Below are 14646 nucleotides of genomic sequence, written 5' to 3'. Positions count from 1 at the left end.
CGCGCGTGCGATGCGCTGGCCGCTAGCGCTCGGAGTGGCTGGACTGGCGGAACAACGCCGGCAGCAGGTCGATGAGCTGTTCGCGGCCTTCGCCCTGCGCGTGGTTGAGCGCATGCGTCGGGCCGTGGAGGAATTTCTTGGTGAGCGCCTGCGACAGCGCTTCAAGCACCTGCGCCGGGTCATCGCCACGCGCGAGCATGCGCTGCGCGCGTTCCAGCTCACCCTGGCGCAGCGTTTCGGCCTGCGCGTGCAGATCCCGAATGACGGGCACCACGCTGCGCGCGTCGAGCCAGTGCATGAAGTTCAGCACGCGCGTTTCGATAATGGCCTCGGCCTGTGCCACGGCAGCCTGCCGCAGCGCGTTGCCCTCGCGCACGATGGCGCCCAGGTCATCCACGGTGTAGAGGAATACGTCGGACAGGCGCGCCACTTCGGGTTCGATGTCGCGCGGCACGGCCAGGTCGACCATGAACATCGGGCGGTGGCGGCGCTGCTTGATGGCGCGCTCCACGGCACCCAGGCCGATGATGGGCAGCGTGCTGGCGGTGCACGAAACAACGATGTCGAACTCGGCGAGCTTGGTCGGCAGTTCGGCCAGGCGCACGGCGCGAGCGTTCAGGCCCTGGTTCGACAGCGATTCGGCGAGCTTCTCGCCGCGTTCCAGCGTGCGGTTGGCGATTACCACCTCACGCGGCGTCTGCGCGGCGAAGTGCGTGGCGCACAGCTCGATCATCTCGCCGGCGCCAATGAACAATACGCGCTGATCTGAGATCGATTCGAAGATGCGCTGCGCCAGGCGCACGGCGGCGGCGGCCATCGACACGGAATGCGCGCCGATCTCCGTCGTGCCGCGCACTTCCTTGGCCACTGCAAAGGTGCGCTGGAATAGCTGATTCAGGTATGTGCCGAGGGCGCCCGCCTCGGTGGCGGTGCGCACGGCGTCCTTCATCTGGCCGAGGATCTGCGTTTCACCCAGCACCATCGAATCGAGCCCGCTGGCCACGCGAAATGCGTGACGTACCGCCAGCGATTGCCCGAGCGAATACACATGGGGCGCGAGTTCGCCGGGGTCGATATTGTGGTGCTGCGCCAGCCAGCGAATCGCATGCTCGTGCGCGGTCTGCTCGGGCAGGTTGCCGTCGGTTGCGCAGTAGATTTCAGTGCGATTGCAGGTGGAAAGGATTGCCGCTTCGGCCGTGCTTCTGAGGTGCGGCAGGTGCTGGCGCAGCGTGCCCAGCGCGGGCTTGAGCTGCTCGAGCGGAAACGCCACCTTCTCGCGCAGGGAAAGCGGCGCAGTGTGGTGGTTGATTCCGAGGGTCAGCAACTGCATGTGGGGCGGCCGGTTAAAAGGGGACGGCACGAATTTTGAGTACTCTGGATTATAACGCCCGCCCCCCAGATGAGCAGGACGCAGGTCAAATCTGGTGGCATGTGTGACGGAATGTCGATTATTCGTCACGTGCCGCGCGCTGTGCTGCCGTGGCCTTCTGCAGCGTCCTGCGCTAAGGTACGCGTCCAGTTGAATCGCTCAAGGGCAATACGGAGAACAGGCATGGGGTGGATCGGGCCGCTGTGGATCGGGCTGGCGGTGGGCGTGGCGGCGCGCTGGCTGCATCCTGCAGGCAAGCGCTTGGGCTGGTTGGCTGCGCTCGTGACGGGCGGGCTCGGCGCGTTGTTCGGTTACTACAGCGGCCAGTTCGCCCACCTGTATGCCGATGGGCAAATCATGGCGTGGACGAGCGCCGTGGTGGGCGCCATGCTGCTGTCTGCCGCCTGGGGCCTGCTGCGCCGCTAGATCGAGTGTCCTGCGGCATTCTGGCGCGTTTCAGCCCGCGCCCACGTCGGCGGCGCGCGCATCGCGTGCGGCCAGATATCCGGCCATCAGCGTTTCCAGCCGTTTGAAGTCCACCGGTTTGGTCAGGTGATCGGTAAAGCCCGCCTCTCGGCAGCGGGCGATGTCTTCTTCCATGCCGTAGCCCGTAATCGCGATTGATGGTGCGGCTTGCCGCTCGGCAAAAACGCGCACCACGTCCAGGCCGCTGCCGTCCGGCAGGCCAATATCGCTGATCAGCAGATCGAACGTGCCAGATTCAGCGGCTTGCATGGCCGTGCGGGCACCATTGGCGACGGTGACGCTGTGGCCAAGAATTTCCAGCATCTGCGACATGGCTTCGGCCGTATCGGCGTTGTCTTCCACCAGCAGCACGTGCAGGCCGCGCGTCGGTTGGGCGCGTGGCAAGGGCGGCGAGGGCGGTGTCTCGGGCTGCACCCTCTCGGAGGCCAGCGGCAGCGTGAGTGTGAATGTGGCGCCCTCGTGGCGGCCGGCGCTCTCGGCAATCAGGGAGCCCTCGTGCTTCTGCACCAGCGCGTAGGCAATCGCCAGGCCGAGCCCCAGCCCGCCAAAGCGCTGCGTGATCGATGCATCGGCCTGTTCGAACGCCGAGAAGATACGCGGCAGCGCGTCAAGTTCGATGCCGATGCCGTTGTCCTTCACCGCCACGGCCACGGTGGAGGCCGACGGGTTCCAGACCCGCACCTCGATGGCGCCGCCGTCGGGCGTGAACTTGACCGCGTTGCGCACGAGGTTCCAGATCACTTGCTGGATGCGCGCACCATCGGCATACAGCCGGCTGCGGCCCGCCTCGAAGCGCGTCTTGAGCGACAGCCGCTTGGCCTGCATGTCGTTGCGCGACATCTCCAGCGTGCTTTCCAGCAGCGGATACAGGTCAACCAGCGCAAAGCTCACCGCCAGCTTGCCGCGCGCAATGCCCGTGATGTCGAGCAGGTCGTCGATCAGACGCGCTTCCAGCTCGGCATTGCGGCGCACGACTTCCAACTGCGCGACCACATACGCCGGCAGATCCTGGCGCAGTTCCAGCAGATGCACGGCGGTCAGGATGGGCGTGAGCGGCGTGCGCAGTTCATGCGAGAGCACGGCCAGGAAGTGGTCCTTGGCGTGGTTGGCGGTCTCGGCTTCTTCCTTGGCACGGCGCAGGGCGTCGGCCGCGATGCGCTCTTCCGTGGAGTCGCGGATGATCTTGGAAAAGCCGACCAGTTGCCCGGTTTCGTTGTGGATGGCGGTGACCACGCTTGATGCGTAGAACGGCGTGCCGTCCTTGCGCAGCATCCAGCGGTCGTCGGTGAGGCTGCCTTCGCGGCGCACGCGTTCGAGCTTGCGCTGGAATTCGCCCGCCTCGCGCGCGGCCTGCGGATACAGAATCTCTGCCGACTTGCCGAGGATGTCTTCGCGTGCATACCCGAGAATGCCGCGCGACGCCGCGTTCCAGGTGCGCACGATGCCCTGCGGGTCGAGCGAGAGCACGGCGTGCTCCTTGAGTGCGTTGATCAGCAGGCGAAAGTGCGTTTCCGCTTCCCGCAGAGCGGCTTCGGCGGCGATGCGCTGACGGCGTTCGGCCGCTTCGGCGAGCGCCCGCAACAGCACCACGGGCAGGCGCTGCAGGCGCTGCTTGATGACGTAATCGGTGGCGCCGCGCTTGAGCATGTCCACCGCGTGCTCCTCGCCCAGCGCACCCGATACGAAGATGAACGGCGTTTGCGGCGCCATGCGGCGCGCAATGTCCAGCGCCTCCGCCCCCGTGAATTGCGGCAGCATGTAGTCGGCCAGGATGGCGTCGAAGGTCCGTGCGCTGAGCTGGGCGATGAAGTCGGTCTCGTTGTCGACCAGCGTGGTGTCGGCCTGCAGGTTGGCGGTTTCCAGTCGGGCGCGCGTCAGTTCTGCGTCGAGAGGATTGTCTTCGACCAGCAGCAGTTGCAGATTGGGCATGGGGGCGATTGCTCCGGAGGGGGCGGCTAGCTCGCCGGCAGCAACGTACGGCGTGCCCGGGTGGAACCCGGCGGCGGTTCGTTGAGCACTGCCCAGAATACGCCCAGATCGGCAATCGCATCGACAAACGCGCGGAATTCCACCGGTTTGACCACATAGGCGTTGACGCCCAGTTCGTAGCTGCGCAGCAGGTCGGTTTCTTCGCGCGACGAGGTCAGCATGACCACCGGCAGGCTCTTGAGCGCGGGCGTGGCGCGAATCTCGGCCAGCACTTCCAGGCCGTCGACCTTCGGCAGCTTCAAGTCGAGCAGCACCACGGCCGGGTTGCCCGGCACGCGTTGCGCGTAAAGGTTGCGTGCGTGCAGGTAATCCAGCGCTTCAGCGCCGTCTCGGGTGACGACCACATCGTTGGCAAGCTGGCTGCGCTCCAGCGCCAGCAGGGTCAGCTCGAGGTCGTTTGGGTTGTCTTCGACGAGCAGGATGGGTTTGAGCATGGTGACAATGAACGTGGAAAGAACGATCAGGTATCGCGAGTCGCGGGTGTGTGCAGGCCCGCCCCGGATGCCGCCTGCGGGTCGGGCGTGCGCGGCAGCGCAAAGTAGAACGTCGCGCCGCGGTTGAGCTCGCCCTCGGCCCAGGTGCGGCCGCCATGGCGATCGATGATGCGCCGCACATTGGCCAGGCCGATGCCGGTCCCCTCGAATTCGTCCATGCGATGCAGCCGCTGGAACACGCCGAACAGCTTGGCCACGTATTCCATCGAGAATCCCACGCCGTTGTCGGCAATGCGCACGATGGTTTCGGCGTCGGTCTGTTCGGCGTCGATATGGATGCGCGCCGGATCACGGTCACGCGTGTATTTGACGGCGTTGGAGAGCAGGTTGCGCATCGCCAGTTGCAGGAATGTCGGGTCGGCGCGCACCACCGGCAGCGCGGCGATGTTCCATTCGATATGGCGACGCCCCTGGTCGATCGTCAGGTCGCGGACGATGCCGCGTACGAGTTGCGCGAGGTCGACATCGGTCTGGTGGAGCGCGCCGCGCCCCATCTGCGAGAAGGTCAGCAGGTCGTCGACCAGCTTGCCCGCAAAGCGCGACGACTCCGAGATCGTCTGCAGAAAATGCCGCCCGCGCGCCGAGACGTGCTCACCCTCCATCTCGTCGAGCAATTCGGCATAGCCGGCAATGTGGCGCAGCGGCGCGCGCAAGTCATGCGAAACGGAATACGAGAACGCTTCCAGCTCGTGATTGGCGCGGCGCAACTCGCTGGTCAACTCCGCGGCTTCTTCGGCGCGGCGCAGCACGATGTTGAGCACGGCGTAGCGGAACTCCGCAGCGGTTTCCACCTCGCTCGTACGCCACGGGCGCGATGTGCGTGCGATGTGCTCGTGCCAATAACGCGTGCGAGCGAGCATCTGCCCGGTATCGTGAGCGGTGGCCGGGTCCGGCATGTCGCCCGCCCAGCGTACGGTGTGCGGGGTTTCGGGACGGAACCACAGCACGTAGTGGCGATGCAGCTGCGAAACCTGCACAGCCAGCACGCCGCTGGCCTGGGGCAGCAGTTCGGCGCCGTCCGGATAGGCGGCGGCCAGATGGTCGGTGTGGAAGACGTCGCCGGGGTGCTCATCGGCCAGCCATTCGGTCAGGCGCAGGATGCTGTCTTCGTCAGGCGCGGCACCGATGCGCACACACTCGCCCTGGCGCACGATGGCGGCGCCGCTGGCCGAGGCAAAGCTCAGCAGATCGGCGGGATGTTCGATCAGACCTTCCTGAAAATGGTCACGGTCGGCCATTGCGGCAAGCAGGCGCACCAGGATGCGTCGCAGTTCCAGCCGGTGGGCGATCTCGGCGCGGTCTTCCTTGGCTTCGATCTGCAGCGACAGAATCTGCGCGAGGTGTTCGCACGCCGTGCGCACTTCAAACGACAAAGAACAGGGCGTCGCATGGTGGCAGGCGATCAGGCCCCAGAGGTTGCCTCGCACTGTAAGCGCCAGCGTGAGCGAGGCCTTCGCGCCCATGCGGCGCATGGTTTCGCGCTGCGCCTCCGACGCAGCGCGCAGCGCCGCATACGTCAGATCAGTCGCGCGCCCGGTGGACGGATGCAGCGGCGGCACCAGACCTACCGGCGTATCGTCGACGTCTGCCACGAGACGCAAGGGGTTGTGGCTATACAGGTTGCGCAGTTCGGGCGTCATGCCGGCGCCTGACAGGTGCGTGCCGACCAGCGTGTCATAGGCCTCATCGCGCGCTTCGGCGAGTGCCTGCAAGGAGCCATCGCGGTCAATGCGATAGATCGTGACGCGGCCGAAGTGCGTAAGGCGGCGGACTTCGCGCGCTGCCAGGTCCGTCAGCGCATCGACCGTGCTGACGGCTTGCAGGCTGGCAACGAACGTGCGCACCAGCGGATACATCGATGCAAACGCACCGTCGGCCGCATGCACCGCGGGTTCCAGTTCCAGGATCAGCGTACGCTTGTGCCGATGCATCACCGCGTCGAGCGCGTGGCCGTGTGGCGTCTGCAGCGTGCCGATATACAACGGATGGCCGTCGATGCTGTGGGTGCCCAGGGCGCGCTCCAGCACCTCGCGGCCGGCGGTGCCGATCACACGGTCCACGGGTGCCTGCAGCGCGGTGGCCACTGGCGTACCCAGCGCAGCCTCCAGGTTTTCACTCACCTGGTGGATGCGTAAATCGGGTTCGGACAGGCATAGCAACACCCCGCGCGACTGGATGGCAGCGTGGCTGCCAATACCGGGCGAGGCATCGACGTCATCAACTACGGACAAGGGCGGAGGCGATTGCGAACTCATGGCGTTGGGCGAGTGCGCCACCCCGAAGCCTTGGCTGAATGCCGGGGCGGGGGCGGCGGGCTGCCCCGGGCGGAAGCGGCCTGCCGGGGTTCAGCGTATCCGCTGTGCGCTACGCAAGCGACGTGCCCGACACGCCAAAACGGCATAGCGGTGCGCCCAATGGAGCACTGAAGCAGCGTTCTCGGCCCTTCCCGCAGGTAAAAAAGTGATGCTGGGTCGCTTCAACGTTACAAGGCTGGAAGGGTAGCCGGACTGCCCCGTTGCCCAGGCGTGCAAGCTCGCTTCGCCCATGAAAAAAGCCCCGCAATCGCTGCGGGGCTTTTTCGTTGTGCTTGTGCTGCTCAGACGTTGAACAGGAAGTGCAGCACATCGCCGTCCTTGACGATGTATTCCTTGCCTTCGGCGCGCATCTTGCCGGCTTCCTTGGCACCTTGTTCGCCCTTGAACTGGATGAAATCGTCGTACGAAATCGTCTGGGCGCGGATGAAGCCGCGTTCAAAGTCGGTGTGGATGGCCGCTGCGGCGCGCGGGGCCGTGTCACCGATGTGGATCGTCCAGGCGCGCACTTCCTTCACGCCGGCCGTGAAGTAAGTTTGCAGGCCGAGCAGCTTGAAGGCTGCGCGGATCACGCGGTTCAGGCCCGGCTCTTCCATGCCGATGTCGGCGAGGAATTCAGCCTTGTCGGCGTCGTCCAGATCCGCGATTTCGGCTTCGATGGCGGCGCACACGGCAACCACCGGCGAATTCGTCTGCGCAGCGTAGTTGCGCACAGCGTCCAGGTGCGGGTTGTTCTCGAAGCCGTCTTCGCGCACGTTGGCAACGTACATGGTCGGCTTGGCAGTAATCAGGCACAGCGGCTTGATGGTTGCCCACTCGTCGTCGGTCAGGTTCAGGCCGCGCACGGGCTTGGCTTCATCCAGCACCTTCTGCGCTTTTTCCAGCACGGCGACCAGCTTGGCGGCTTCCTTGTCGTTGCCCGACTTGGCGGCCTTGGTGTAGCGCTGCAGCGCCTTTTCGACCGTACCCAGGTCAGCGAGGGCCAGTTCGGTATTGATGACTTCGATGTCGGCGATCGGGTCGACCTTGCCGGCGACGTGGATCACGTTTTCATCTTCGAAACAGCGCACCACGTGCGTGATGGCATCCGTCTCGCGGATGTTGGCCAGGAACTGGTTGCCCAGGCCTTCACCCTTGGACGCGCCCGCCACCAGGCCCGCAATGTCGACGAACTCGACCACCGCCGGCAGCACCCGCTCGGGCTTGACGATGTCGGCCAGCGCCTGCAGGCGGGCGTCCGGCACTTCCACCACGCCTACGTTGGGCTCGATCGTGCAGAACGGGTAGTTCTCGGCAGCGATGCCGGCTTTGGTCAGGGCATTGAACAGGGTCGACTTGCCGACGTTCGGCAGACCGACGATGCCGCATTGGAGGCTCATGGTGAAAAAGGCTCTAAATCAAGGGGTTGCGTGACGCGGGGGAGGCGGCAGCACAGTGGAATCCGGGCTGTGCGCGTCGTTCACGGAAAGGCGTGATTGTAACCGCTCCGGATGGCGTCTAGCCCTGCGATGCCGCTTCGGCGCGCTTGCGCTGCGTGCGGCTGGCCAGCACCAGGGCGATGCCGCCGAGGATGGCGGCGGAGGCGGCCGCCAAGCGCGGGGTCAGCGGCTCCGCGAGGAACAGCACCGCGCCGAACGCCGCAATGGGCGGTACCGACAGTTGCACCGCCGCCGCGCGGATCGCCGACAGCCCTTTGAGCGCGGCGTACCAGATCACATAGCCGATGCCCGAAGTGAGCGCGCCGGAGGCGAGCGCGAGCAGGATGCCGACCGGGCCGGCGTGTGCGCGGCCATACAGCAACAGGCTCAGCGCGAGCGCCATGGGCGCGGCGCGCAGGAAGTTGCCGGCAGTGGCAGCCAGCGGATTGTCGAGCCCGCGCCCGCGCAGCGAATACACGCCCCAGGCAACGCCCGCCACCGTCATTAACGCGGCACCCAGCGGCGTCGGCGCTGTCACGCCCGGCGATACGAGATAGACGAGCCCACCCGCGGCCAATGCAAAACCCGCCCAGCCAAGCGTCTCGAACCGTTCGCCGGCACGCAGGCCGGCCGCCAGCATGGTGAGCTGCACCGCGCCAAACAGAATCAGCGCGCCGGTGCCTGCGCTCAACGTCAGATACGCAAACGAGAAGAACGCGACGTAGAGGAACAACATCGTCGCGGCAGCCCAATCGGCACGCGCTGGCGGCGCCCGCCCCGCGCTTGCCCGCGCAAGGACGGCCAGCACGACGGCGCCCGACACCAGCCGGATGCTGGAAAAGCTCGCCGCATCGATGGCCGCGTGCTGCAGCGCCAGCCGGCACAGCAGCGAGTTCGACGCGAACGCCACCATGGTGATGCTGGTGAGCAGCACCGTGCGCAAGGCGGGGTGCCCCTCGTTCGTCTGGTCCATGTGAGTTCTCATGCGATGGGCGATCGGCGCCCCCGGAGATGCCCGGCTCGAGCAACAGACCGCATGGGCGCGGTGCGATGTCCTCATTCTAGAAGGCCCTTCGGTCAAACAAGGCTCTTCCCGGCTGCATGGGCGAGGGGGGGGCGAAGGCGTTACGGGCCCCGTTACGCGTTACGTTCCAGAAACGTAACAACTTCGCCTGAAGCGGCCGTTTTTCGGGCCTGCGACGCCCGCCATCAGATGTCCTCCGTATCCTGCGGGGCCAAGCCGGCAAAGGCTTGAACGTCGTTTCCGAGCGCGCTGGAGACGGCGGCGGGCCGCCCGGGCATGCCTATTGCACTGGCTTCCTGCAAACAACACGTTTGATTCTGGAGCACAGCATGTCCTGGACCGTCGCCACCGCCGCCCGCCCGATCCATACGGTTTCCGACAGCGCCGGCTTGTTCGCCTGCTACGAGGCCATCGCGAGCCTGTCCGAAGACATGGTGGATGCGGCCGAACGCGGCGATTGGGACGAAGTGAGCCTGCTCGAGCGCGAATGCGCGGCCCACATGGAGCGCCTGGGCCACGGTCTGCGCCCGGCCTTGTCGCACGAAGAAGTGCAACGCAAGCGTGACCTGATGATGCGTATTCTGGCCAGCGACGCCCGCGTGCGTGCGCTGGTCTGCCCGCGCCAGGATGAACTGATGCGCCTGGTCAGCGGCGAGCGCCGCGCCATTGGCGCACGCCAGGCGTACGCCGCCGTCTCGTACTACTGAGCGGCAGAGCCGTTCCGCGGCCGGACCCGATTCAGCGGTCCGCCCGCAATTCTCCCCACGACATCAGCACCCGCTGGATGCTGCGCGCATAGGCGTCGCGGTGGACAGGCGTTTCCGAGTGGTACGCGCCGATGGCCCGCCAGGTGTTTCCGTGGCGCACCATCTTTTGCTTGAGCAGCCAGGCCGCCACGAACACATTGACGCAGGCGTCGGTCAGCGCACCGCGCGGCACGCCGTAGCGGGCCAGCGTACTGAAGTGGATCGAGTTGATCTGCGCCTGGCCGATGTCGACCGAGCCGTCGGCGTTGCGGTGGATGGCGCCGGCATCGCCCTTCGATTCGAACCACACGATCGCGCGCAGCACCGTCGGGTTCACGCCCTGATAGGTGCCGGCCTGCTCGAAGCAATCGCCCGAGGCCGCGTGCACGGCAAAGCTGGAGGCGGCCAGCACAAGCGCCGCGCCAAGGCGGCTGCCAGTCAAGCGAAGAGGGCGGGCGAGGGGCATGACGGCTCCGGCGGCTTCTGATTACTTCTGCAGGGCCACTTCAAGCTGACGCTCGATACCGGCCAGATACGTGTGCGATGCCTCGGACACCACCATGCGCGGCACCGGCTCGGTCGCCTTGCGCCACTGCGGGGTCACGACCTTGCGCTTGCCGCCGCGCGTGCGCGCCACGGGCGCCGGTTCGATTTCGGCTCCGCCGCCGGGCGGCAGCATCGCCAGCGTGGGCAGGGGCGGATAGACGCGGTCGGGCGCCGCAGCCGTCGCCGGCATCAGTGCGTCGGGCGGCGCGGCAAAGGCCGATGTGGCCGGTACGGTCAGCAGGCCGACCGTGAGCGCGAAAAGCAAATGGGGCATACGCATGACGTTCCTCTTAATCCTGCGTGCGGATCGTCACGCTATAAGGCTGGCTCGCGCTGACGGTCAGGTTTTCCAGGCGGACGTAGCCGGCGCGCTGCGCGGGCACGCCGTTCCACAGCGCCTGGTTCAGATAACGGAAATCCTGCGCCAGCGCGGCCACCTGGATCGTCGCGGGGCGTTTCTGCGCAGCGGCCAGTGCCCCAGCCTTGGTCAGCACGGCGGTCAGTTGCGGGTCATGCGCGCCCAGTGCATCAGGCGGGATGGCGAAGGTCAAGACTTCGCCCGTGGGCGCGGTGCGGGCCACCGGGGCTGGCGTCTGGGCAGGCATTTGCGCGCAGCCGGCCAGTGCCAGCAGCGCGGCCAGCGTCAGCGATACGGCGGAGCGTTCAGAGAAAGTCCACATGGCGATGAGGAATGTGTGGATCGGACCCGCACTGTATCGGCGGGTCGTGCGTGTCAAAACGTCGAATTACCCAGCTTTTATCGTCCATCCCGACGGATGGCTTGAGGGCCCGATCCAAGGTGAAAATGGCGTCACATCGCGGGTTTGTGGGCAGGCGACGTGCTTGGCACATATGCGGCGCAAACGCCATCTCAAAGCGACAAATATGCGCTGTACGCTGCAATGGGCCCGGGTGATGCGAACGTCTCGCCGGGCCGGCGCTGCGCGTAAACACCGAGCCGGGATACCACGGCGCCAAGTGTCGGCCGTGACACATTTGCTCGGCCACAAGGCTGCAAGACCCCCCGCCGCTATAATCGGCGCACCATGAATACACCCGCGTTTTCCTCTTCCAAGGCCGTGCCCAAAGAGGCAGCGCCTTACCACCTCGCCGTGGTGGGCGGCGGCATCGTCGGGCGTGCCTGCGCGCTGCGGCTGGCGCAGATCGGCTTGCGCATCGCACACATTGCGCCGCCCGCCCCAGCCTCCGCACCGGCAGGGCCGGATGCCTGGGATGCGCGTGTCTACGCGTTTTCTTCCAGCTCCCAGGCGCTGCTGGAGCAGTTGCGCATCTGGCCGGCGCTCGACATGACGCGCGTGCAGCCTGTGCACGATATGCGAATCTTCGGCGACGACGCTGCCGCACGCGGCGAACACGCCCACCCCGACCTGCATTTTTCCGCCTACGCAGCCGGCACGCCGCAACTGGCGTGGATTGCTGAATCGTCGCTGGTCGAGCGCGCACTGGAAACTGCACTGCGCTTCGCCCACACGGTACAGACGTTCCCGCATGCCGCCACCGGCTTCGAAATGGAAGCCGATGCCGTAAAGCTGACGCTGGCCGACGGACAGACGATCCGCGCGGAATGCGTGATCGGCGCCGACGGCAAGAATTCGTGGGTGCGCCAGCAGGCGGGCATCGAGGCTGAAGCGAAGCCGTATCGCCAGCTTGGCGTGGTCGCCAACTTCCAGGCCGAGCGCTGGCATCAGGACACCGCGTGGCAATGGTTCCTCGGAGCACCCGCCGAGCAGGCCGCCGCTCCGGATGACGCCACCCCGGTACGCGGCGAGATCCTCGCGATGCTGCCGCTGCCCGATCGGCGCGTGTCGATGGTGTGGTCCGCCAGCGAAGACCACGCTCGCGAGTTGCTCGCGCTGTCGCCGGAAGCGCTGTGCCGCGCCGTGGAAGCCGCGGCCGGTGGCGCCATCGCCGCACGCTTTGGGCGCCTCTCGAACATCACGCCGGCGCAGGGTTTCCCGCTCGTGCTGCAACACGCCAGCCGGGCGGTCGCGCCGCGCGTGGCGCTGGTGGGCGATGCAGCGCATGTGATCCATCCGCTGGCCGGGCAGGGCATGAACCTCGGGCTTCGGGATGTGTCCGAAATTGGCCGGGTGATGGCGGAACGTGAAACCATGCGCGATCATGGCGATCTGAGGTTGCTGCGCCGTTACGAGCGCGCCCGCCGCGAAGACCTGCTTTCGCTCACGGCCGCCACTGATGGTCTGCACAAACTGTTCGCCCTGCCGGGCGCGCTGCCCCGCACAGTACGTAACGCGGGGATGCGCATGGTGGGCATGACGCCATTTATCAAACGCTTGTTGATCAAGCACGCACTCGGCTGAGGCAGTCTCAGCGGGTTTGTGGTTTTTCGGGGTTCCAGGAGTCGTTATGTCGTTTCGTATTCGGGTGGCGGCCATCGCCTCTGCGGTGGCCGTGGCAGCCATTGGCGCGGGCTATGTGTTGAGCGCCGGTGCTGCAGAGCCCGCCTTGGACAAGGTCAAGGCCACCGTACAGAAGGCCCTGGGCCCGAACGTGGAGATCAAGAGCGTCACCAAGTCGCCGCTGGCCGGCCTGTACGAAATCAACCTGGGCAGCCAGGTCGTCTACAGCGATGCCACCGGCCGCTACGTGCTCAACGGCGACCTGCTTGATACGCAGACCGCCACCAACCTCACGCAAGAGCGCCTGGCTGAGCTGAACCGCGTGAAGTGGTCCGACCTGCCGCTGGACCGTGCCGTGAAATGGGTCAAGGGCAACGGCGCACGCAAGATCGCCGTGTTCTCCGATCCGAACTGCCCGTACTGCCACAAGCTGGAGCAGATGCTCACGCAGGTCGACAACGTCACCGTCTACACCTTCCTGTTCCCGATCCTGTCGGAAGACTCGAATACCAAAGCCAAGCAGATCTGGTGCTCGGCTGACCGTGCCAAGGCCTGGCGCGACTGGATGACCGCCAAGACCGCCCCGGGCGGCGCCGGCACCTGCGACACACCGCTGGAAGCCAACCTGAAGCTTGGCCAGCAACTGAACGTGACCGGCACGCCGGCCATCATCTTCCCGGACGGCACGCGGGCCCCGGGCCTGATCGACGCGGCCACGCTGGAGCGCAAGTTCGCCGCGCTCAAGAAGTCGTAATTCGCACGAAGGAAGCGCCGGTAGATCCGGCGCTTTTTCTTTGGGCGCTCGCATTCACCACACCTTCGGAGACTTGGCATGTCGTTTCGCGCGCTGATGCTGGAAAAGCAGGATGGCGGGCCGCTGGCCCACATCGTCGACCTCGATGACGCGGCGTTGTCCACGCCCGAAGCGCTTGCCAACGACGTGACCGCTGGCGACGTGCTGATCCGCGTGGACTGGTCGACCATCAATTACAAGGACGGCCTGGCCATCACCGGCAAAGGCCCTGTCGTGCGCAAGTGGCCGATGGTGGCCGGTATCGACGGTGCGGGCGTGGTGCTCGAATCTACGCACCCGGATTGGCGGACGGGCGATGCAGTCGTGCTCAACGGCTGGGGCGTCGGCGAGGCGCACTGGGGTTGCCTTGCCCAGCGCGCGCGCCTTTCTGGCGATTGGCTGGTGGCATTGCCGGCGGGGCTCGACGCGCGGCAAGCCATGGCGATCGGCACGGCAGGCTACACGGCGATGCTCTCGGTGTTGGCGCTGGAGCGCGCCGGCGTGAAACCGGGCGACGGCGAGGTGCTGGTGACCGGCGCGTCGGGCGGCGTGGGCTCGATCGCCATCGCGCTGCTCGGCAAGCTGGGCTACCGCGTGGTGGCGTCCACCGGCAAGACGAGCGAGGCCGATTTCCTGCAGGCGCTGGGCGCGGCGGAGGTGATCGACCGCGCCGAGCTGTCCGCCCCTGGCAAGCCGCTGCAGAAGGAGCGCTGGGCCGCGGTGGTCGATTCGGTGGGCTCGCACACGCTGGTCAACGCCTGCGCACAGGTGCGCTACGGCGGCGTCGTCACGGCGTGCGGGCTGGCGCAGGGGATGGATTTCCCCGCCACCGTCGCGCCGTTCATCCTGCGCGGCGTGACGCTGCACGGGATCGACAGCGTGATGGCGCCGCGTGCGTTGCGCCAGACCGCGTGGCAGCGCCTGGCCGCCGATCTGCTGCCCGATCGCCTCGCCGCCATCACGCGCGAAGTGACGCTCTCAGGGGCCATCGACGCCGCGCACGACATCATGGCCGGCAAGATGCGCGGGCGCGTCGTGGTCGACGTCAACCGATAGGCTGGCAAGCCGGTTTGCGGACGATTTGCCTT

The 14646-nt window shown here is 66.5% G+C and carries 14 protein-coding genes; 5 read left to right on the top strand and 9 right to left on the bottom strand.

What is annotated here, in order from left to right; all coding sequences use genetic code 11:
• Nucleotides 1-22: 22 nt before the first annotated feature.
• Nucleotides 23-1330, bottom strand: coding sequence for a glutamyl-tRNA reductase (gene hemA / locus NG898_RS25030; protein ID WP_252694976.1), 1308 nt, complete (start codon nt 1328-1330; stop codon nt 23-25).
• Nucleotides 1331-1552: 222 nt separating this feature from the next.
• On the opposite strand from hemA, the gene NG898_RS25025 reads away from it, so the two are divergent.
• A complete protein-coding gene (locus NG898_RS25025) occupies nt 1553-1795 on the top strand; it encodes a GlsB/YeaQ/YmgE family stress response membrane protein (protein ID WP_252694975.1) in 243 nt (80 codons plus the stop codon).
• A gap of 30 nt (nt 1796-1825) precedes the next feature.
• On the opposite strand, the gene NG898_RS25020 is transcribed toward NG898_RS25025, so the two are convergent.
• The 5 genes from NG898_RS25020 to NG898_RS25000 form a co-directional block, all read right to left on the bottom strand.
• The gene (locus NG898_RS25020; protein ID WP_252694974.1) at nt 1826-3784 is read right to left on the bottom strand and encodes a hybrid sensor histidine kinase/response regulator; all 1959 of its coding nucleotides are present in this window, start codon (nt 3782-3784) and stop codon (nt 1826-1828) included.
• Nucleotides 3785-3810: 26 nt separating this feature from the next.
• On the bottom strand, nt 3811-4278 hold the full coding sequence (locus tag NG898_RS25015) for a response regulator (protein ID WP_024972795.1): 468 nt from the start codon (nt 4276-4278) through the stop codon (nt 3811-3813).
• Between the two features lie 26 nt (nt 4279-4304).
• Nucleotides 4305-6569, bottom strand: a complete 2265-nt coding sequence (locus NG898_RS25010; protein ID WP_252694973.1) for an ATP-binding protein — start codon at nt 6567-6569, stop codon at nt 4305-4307.
• A gap of 365 nt (nt 6570-6934) precedes the next feature.
• Nucleotides 6935-8029 (bottom strand): redox-regulated ATPase YchF, encoded by a 1095-nt coding sequence (ychF, locus tag NG898_RS25005; RefSeq protein ID WP_252694972.1) that lies wholly within the window; start codon nt 8027-8029, stop codon nt 6935-6937.
• Between the two features lie 118 nt (nt 8030-8147).
• Entirely contained in the window at nt 8148-9041 is an 894-nt protein-coding gene (locus NG898_RS25000; protein WP_252694971.1) for a DMT family transporter, read from the bottom strand.
• A 380-nt stretch (nt 9042-9421) separates the two neighbouring features.
• Here NG898_RS25000 and NG898_RS24995 point away from each other — a divergent pair, with 380 nt between their 5' ends.
• Nucleotides 9422-9799, top strand: a complete 378-nt coding sequence (locus NG898_RS24995) for a flagellar protein FliT (RefSeq protein ID WP_252694970.1) — start codon at nt 9422-9424, stop codon at nt 9797-9799.
• A 31-nt stretch (nt 9800-9830) separates the two neighbouring features.
• Here the strand turns inward: NG898_RS24995 and NG898_RS24990 are convergent, their stop codons facing one another.
• From NG898_RS24990 to NG898_RS24980, 3 genes are read right to left on the bottom strand one after another with little or no spacing between them, the layout of a single operon-like run.
• Nucleotides 9831-10304, bottom strand: coding sequence for a lytic transglycosylase domain-containing protein (locus NG898_RS24990; RefSeq protein ID WP_252694969.1), 474 nt, complete (start codon nt 10302-10304; stop codon nt 9831-9833).
• 21 nt (nt 10305-10325) lie between these two features.
• Nucleotides 10326-10664: a hypothetical protein gene (locus NG898_RS24985; protein ID WP_252694968.1), complete on the bottom strand. Its 339-nt coding sequence runs from the start codon at nt 10662-10664 to the stop codon at nt 10326-10328.
• A 10-nt stretch (nt 10665-10674) separates the two neighbouring features.
• Nucleotides 10675-11064 carry a hypothetical protein gene (locus NG898_RS24980; RefSeq protein ID WP_252694967.1) on the bottom strand — a complete coding sequence of 130 codons (390 nt, stop codon included), beginning with the start codon at nt 11062-11064 and terminating at the stop codon, nt 10675-10677.
• Between the two features lie 366 nt (nt 11065-11430).
• Here NG898_RS24980 and NG898_RS24975 point away from each other — a divergent pair, with 366 nt between their 5' ends.
• The 3 genes from NG898_RS24975 to acuI all read left to right on the top strand — a co-directional run bounded on the left by NG898_RS24975 (nt 11431) and on the right by acuI (nt 14614).
• The gene (locus tag NG898_RS24975; RefSeq protein WP_252694966.1) at nt 11431-12726 is read left to right on the top strand and encodes a UbiH/UbiF family hydroxylase; all 1296 of its coding nucleotides are present in this window, start codon (nt 11431-11433) and stop codon (nt 12724-12726) included.
• A 46-nt stretch (nt 12727-12772) separates the two neighbouring features.
• Nucleotides 12773-13519 carry a DsbC family protein gene (locus NG898_RS24970; protein WP_092975612.1) on the top strand — a complete coding sequence of 249 codons (747 nt, stop codon included), beginning with the start codon at nt 12773-12775 and terminating at the stop codon, nt 13517-13519.
• Between the two features lie 78 nt (nt 13520-13597).
• Nucleotides 13598-14614: an acrylyl-CoA reductase (NADPH) gene (gene acuI / locus NG898_RS24965; RefSeq protein ID WP_252694965.1), complete on the top strand. Its 1017-nt coding sequence runs from the start codon at nt 13598-13600 to the stop codon at nt 14612-14614.
• Nucleotides 14615-14646 lie beyond the last annotated feature (32 nt).

It is taken from the genome of Ralstonia mojiangensis, from assembly GCF_023955645.1.
Taxonomy (GTDB): Bacteria; Pseudomonadota; Gammaproteobacteria; order Burkholderiales; family Burkholderiaceae; genus Ralstonia; species Ralstonia mojiangensis.
This window is presented reverse-complemented; position numbering and strand designations above follow the sequence as displayed.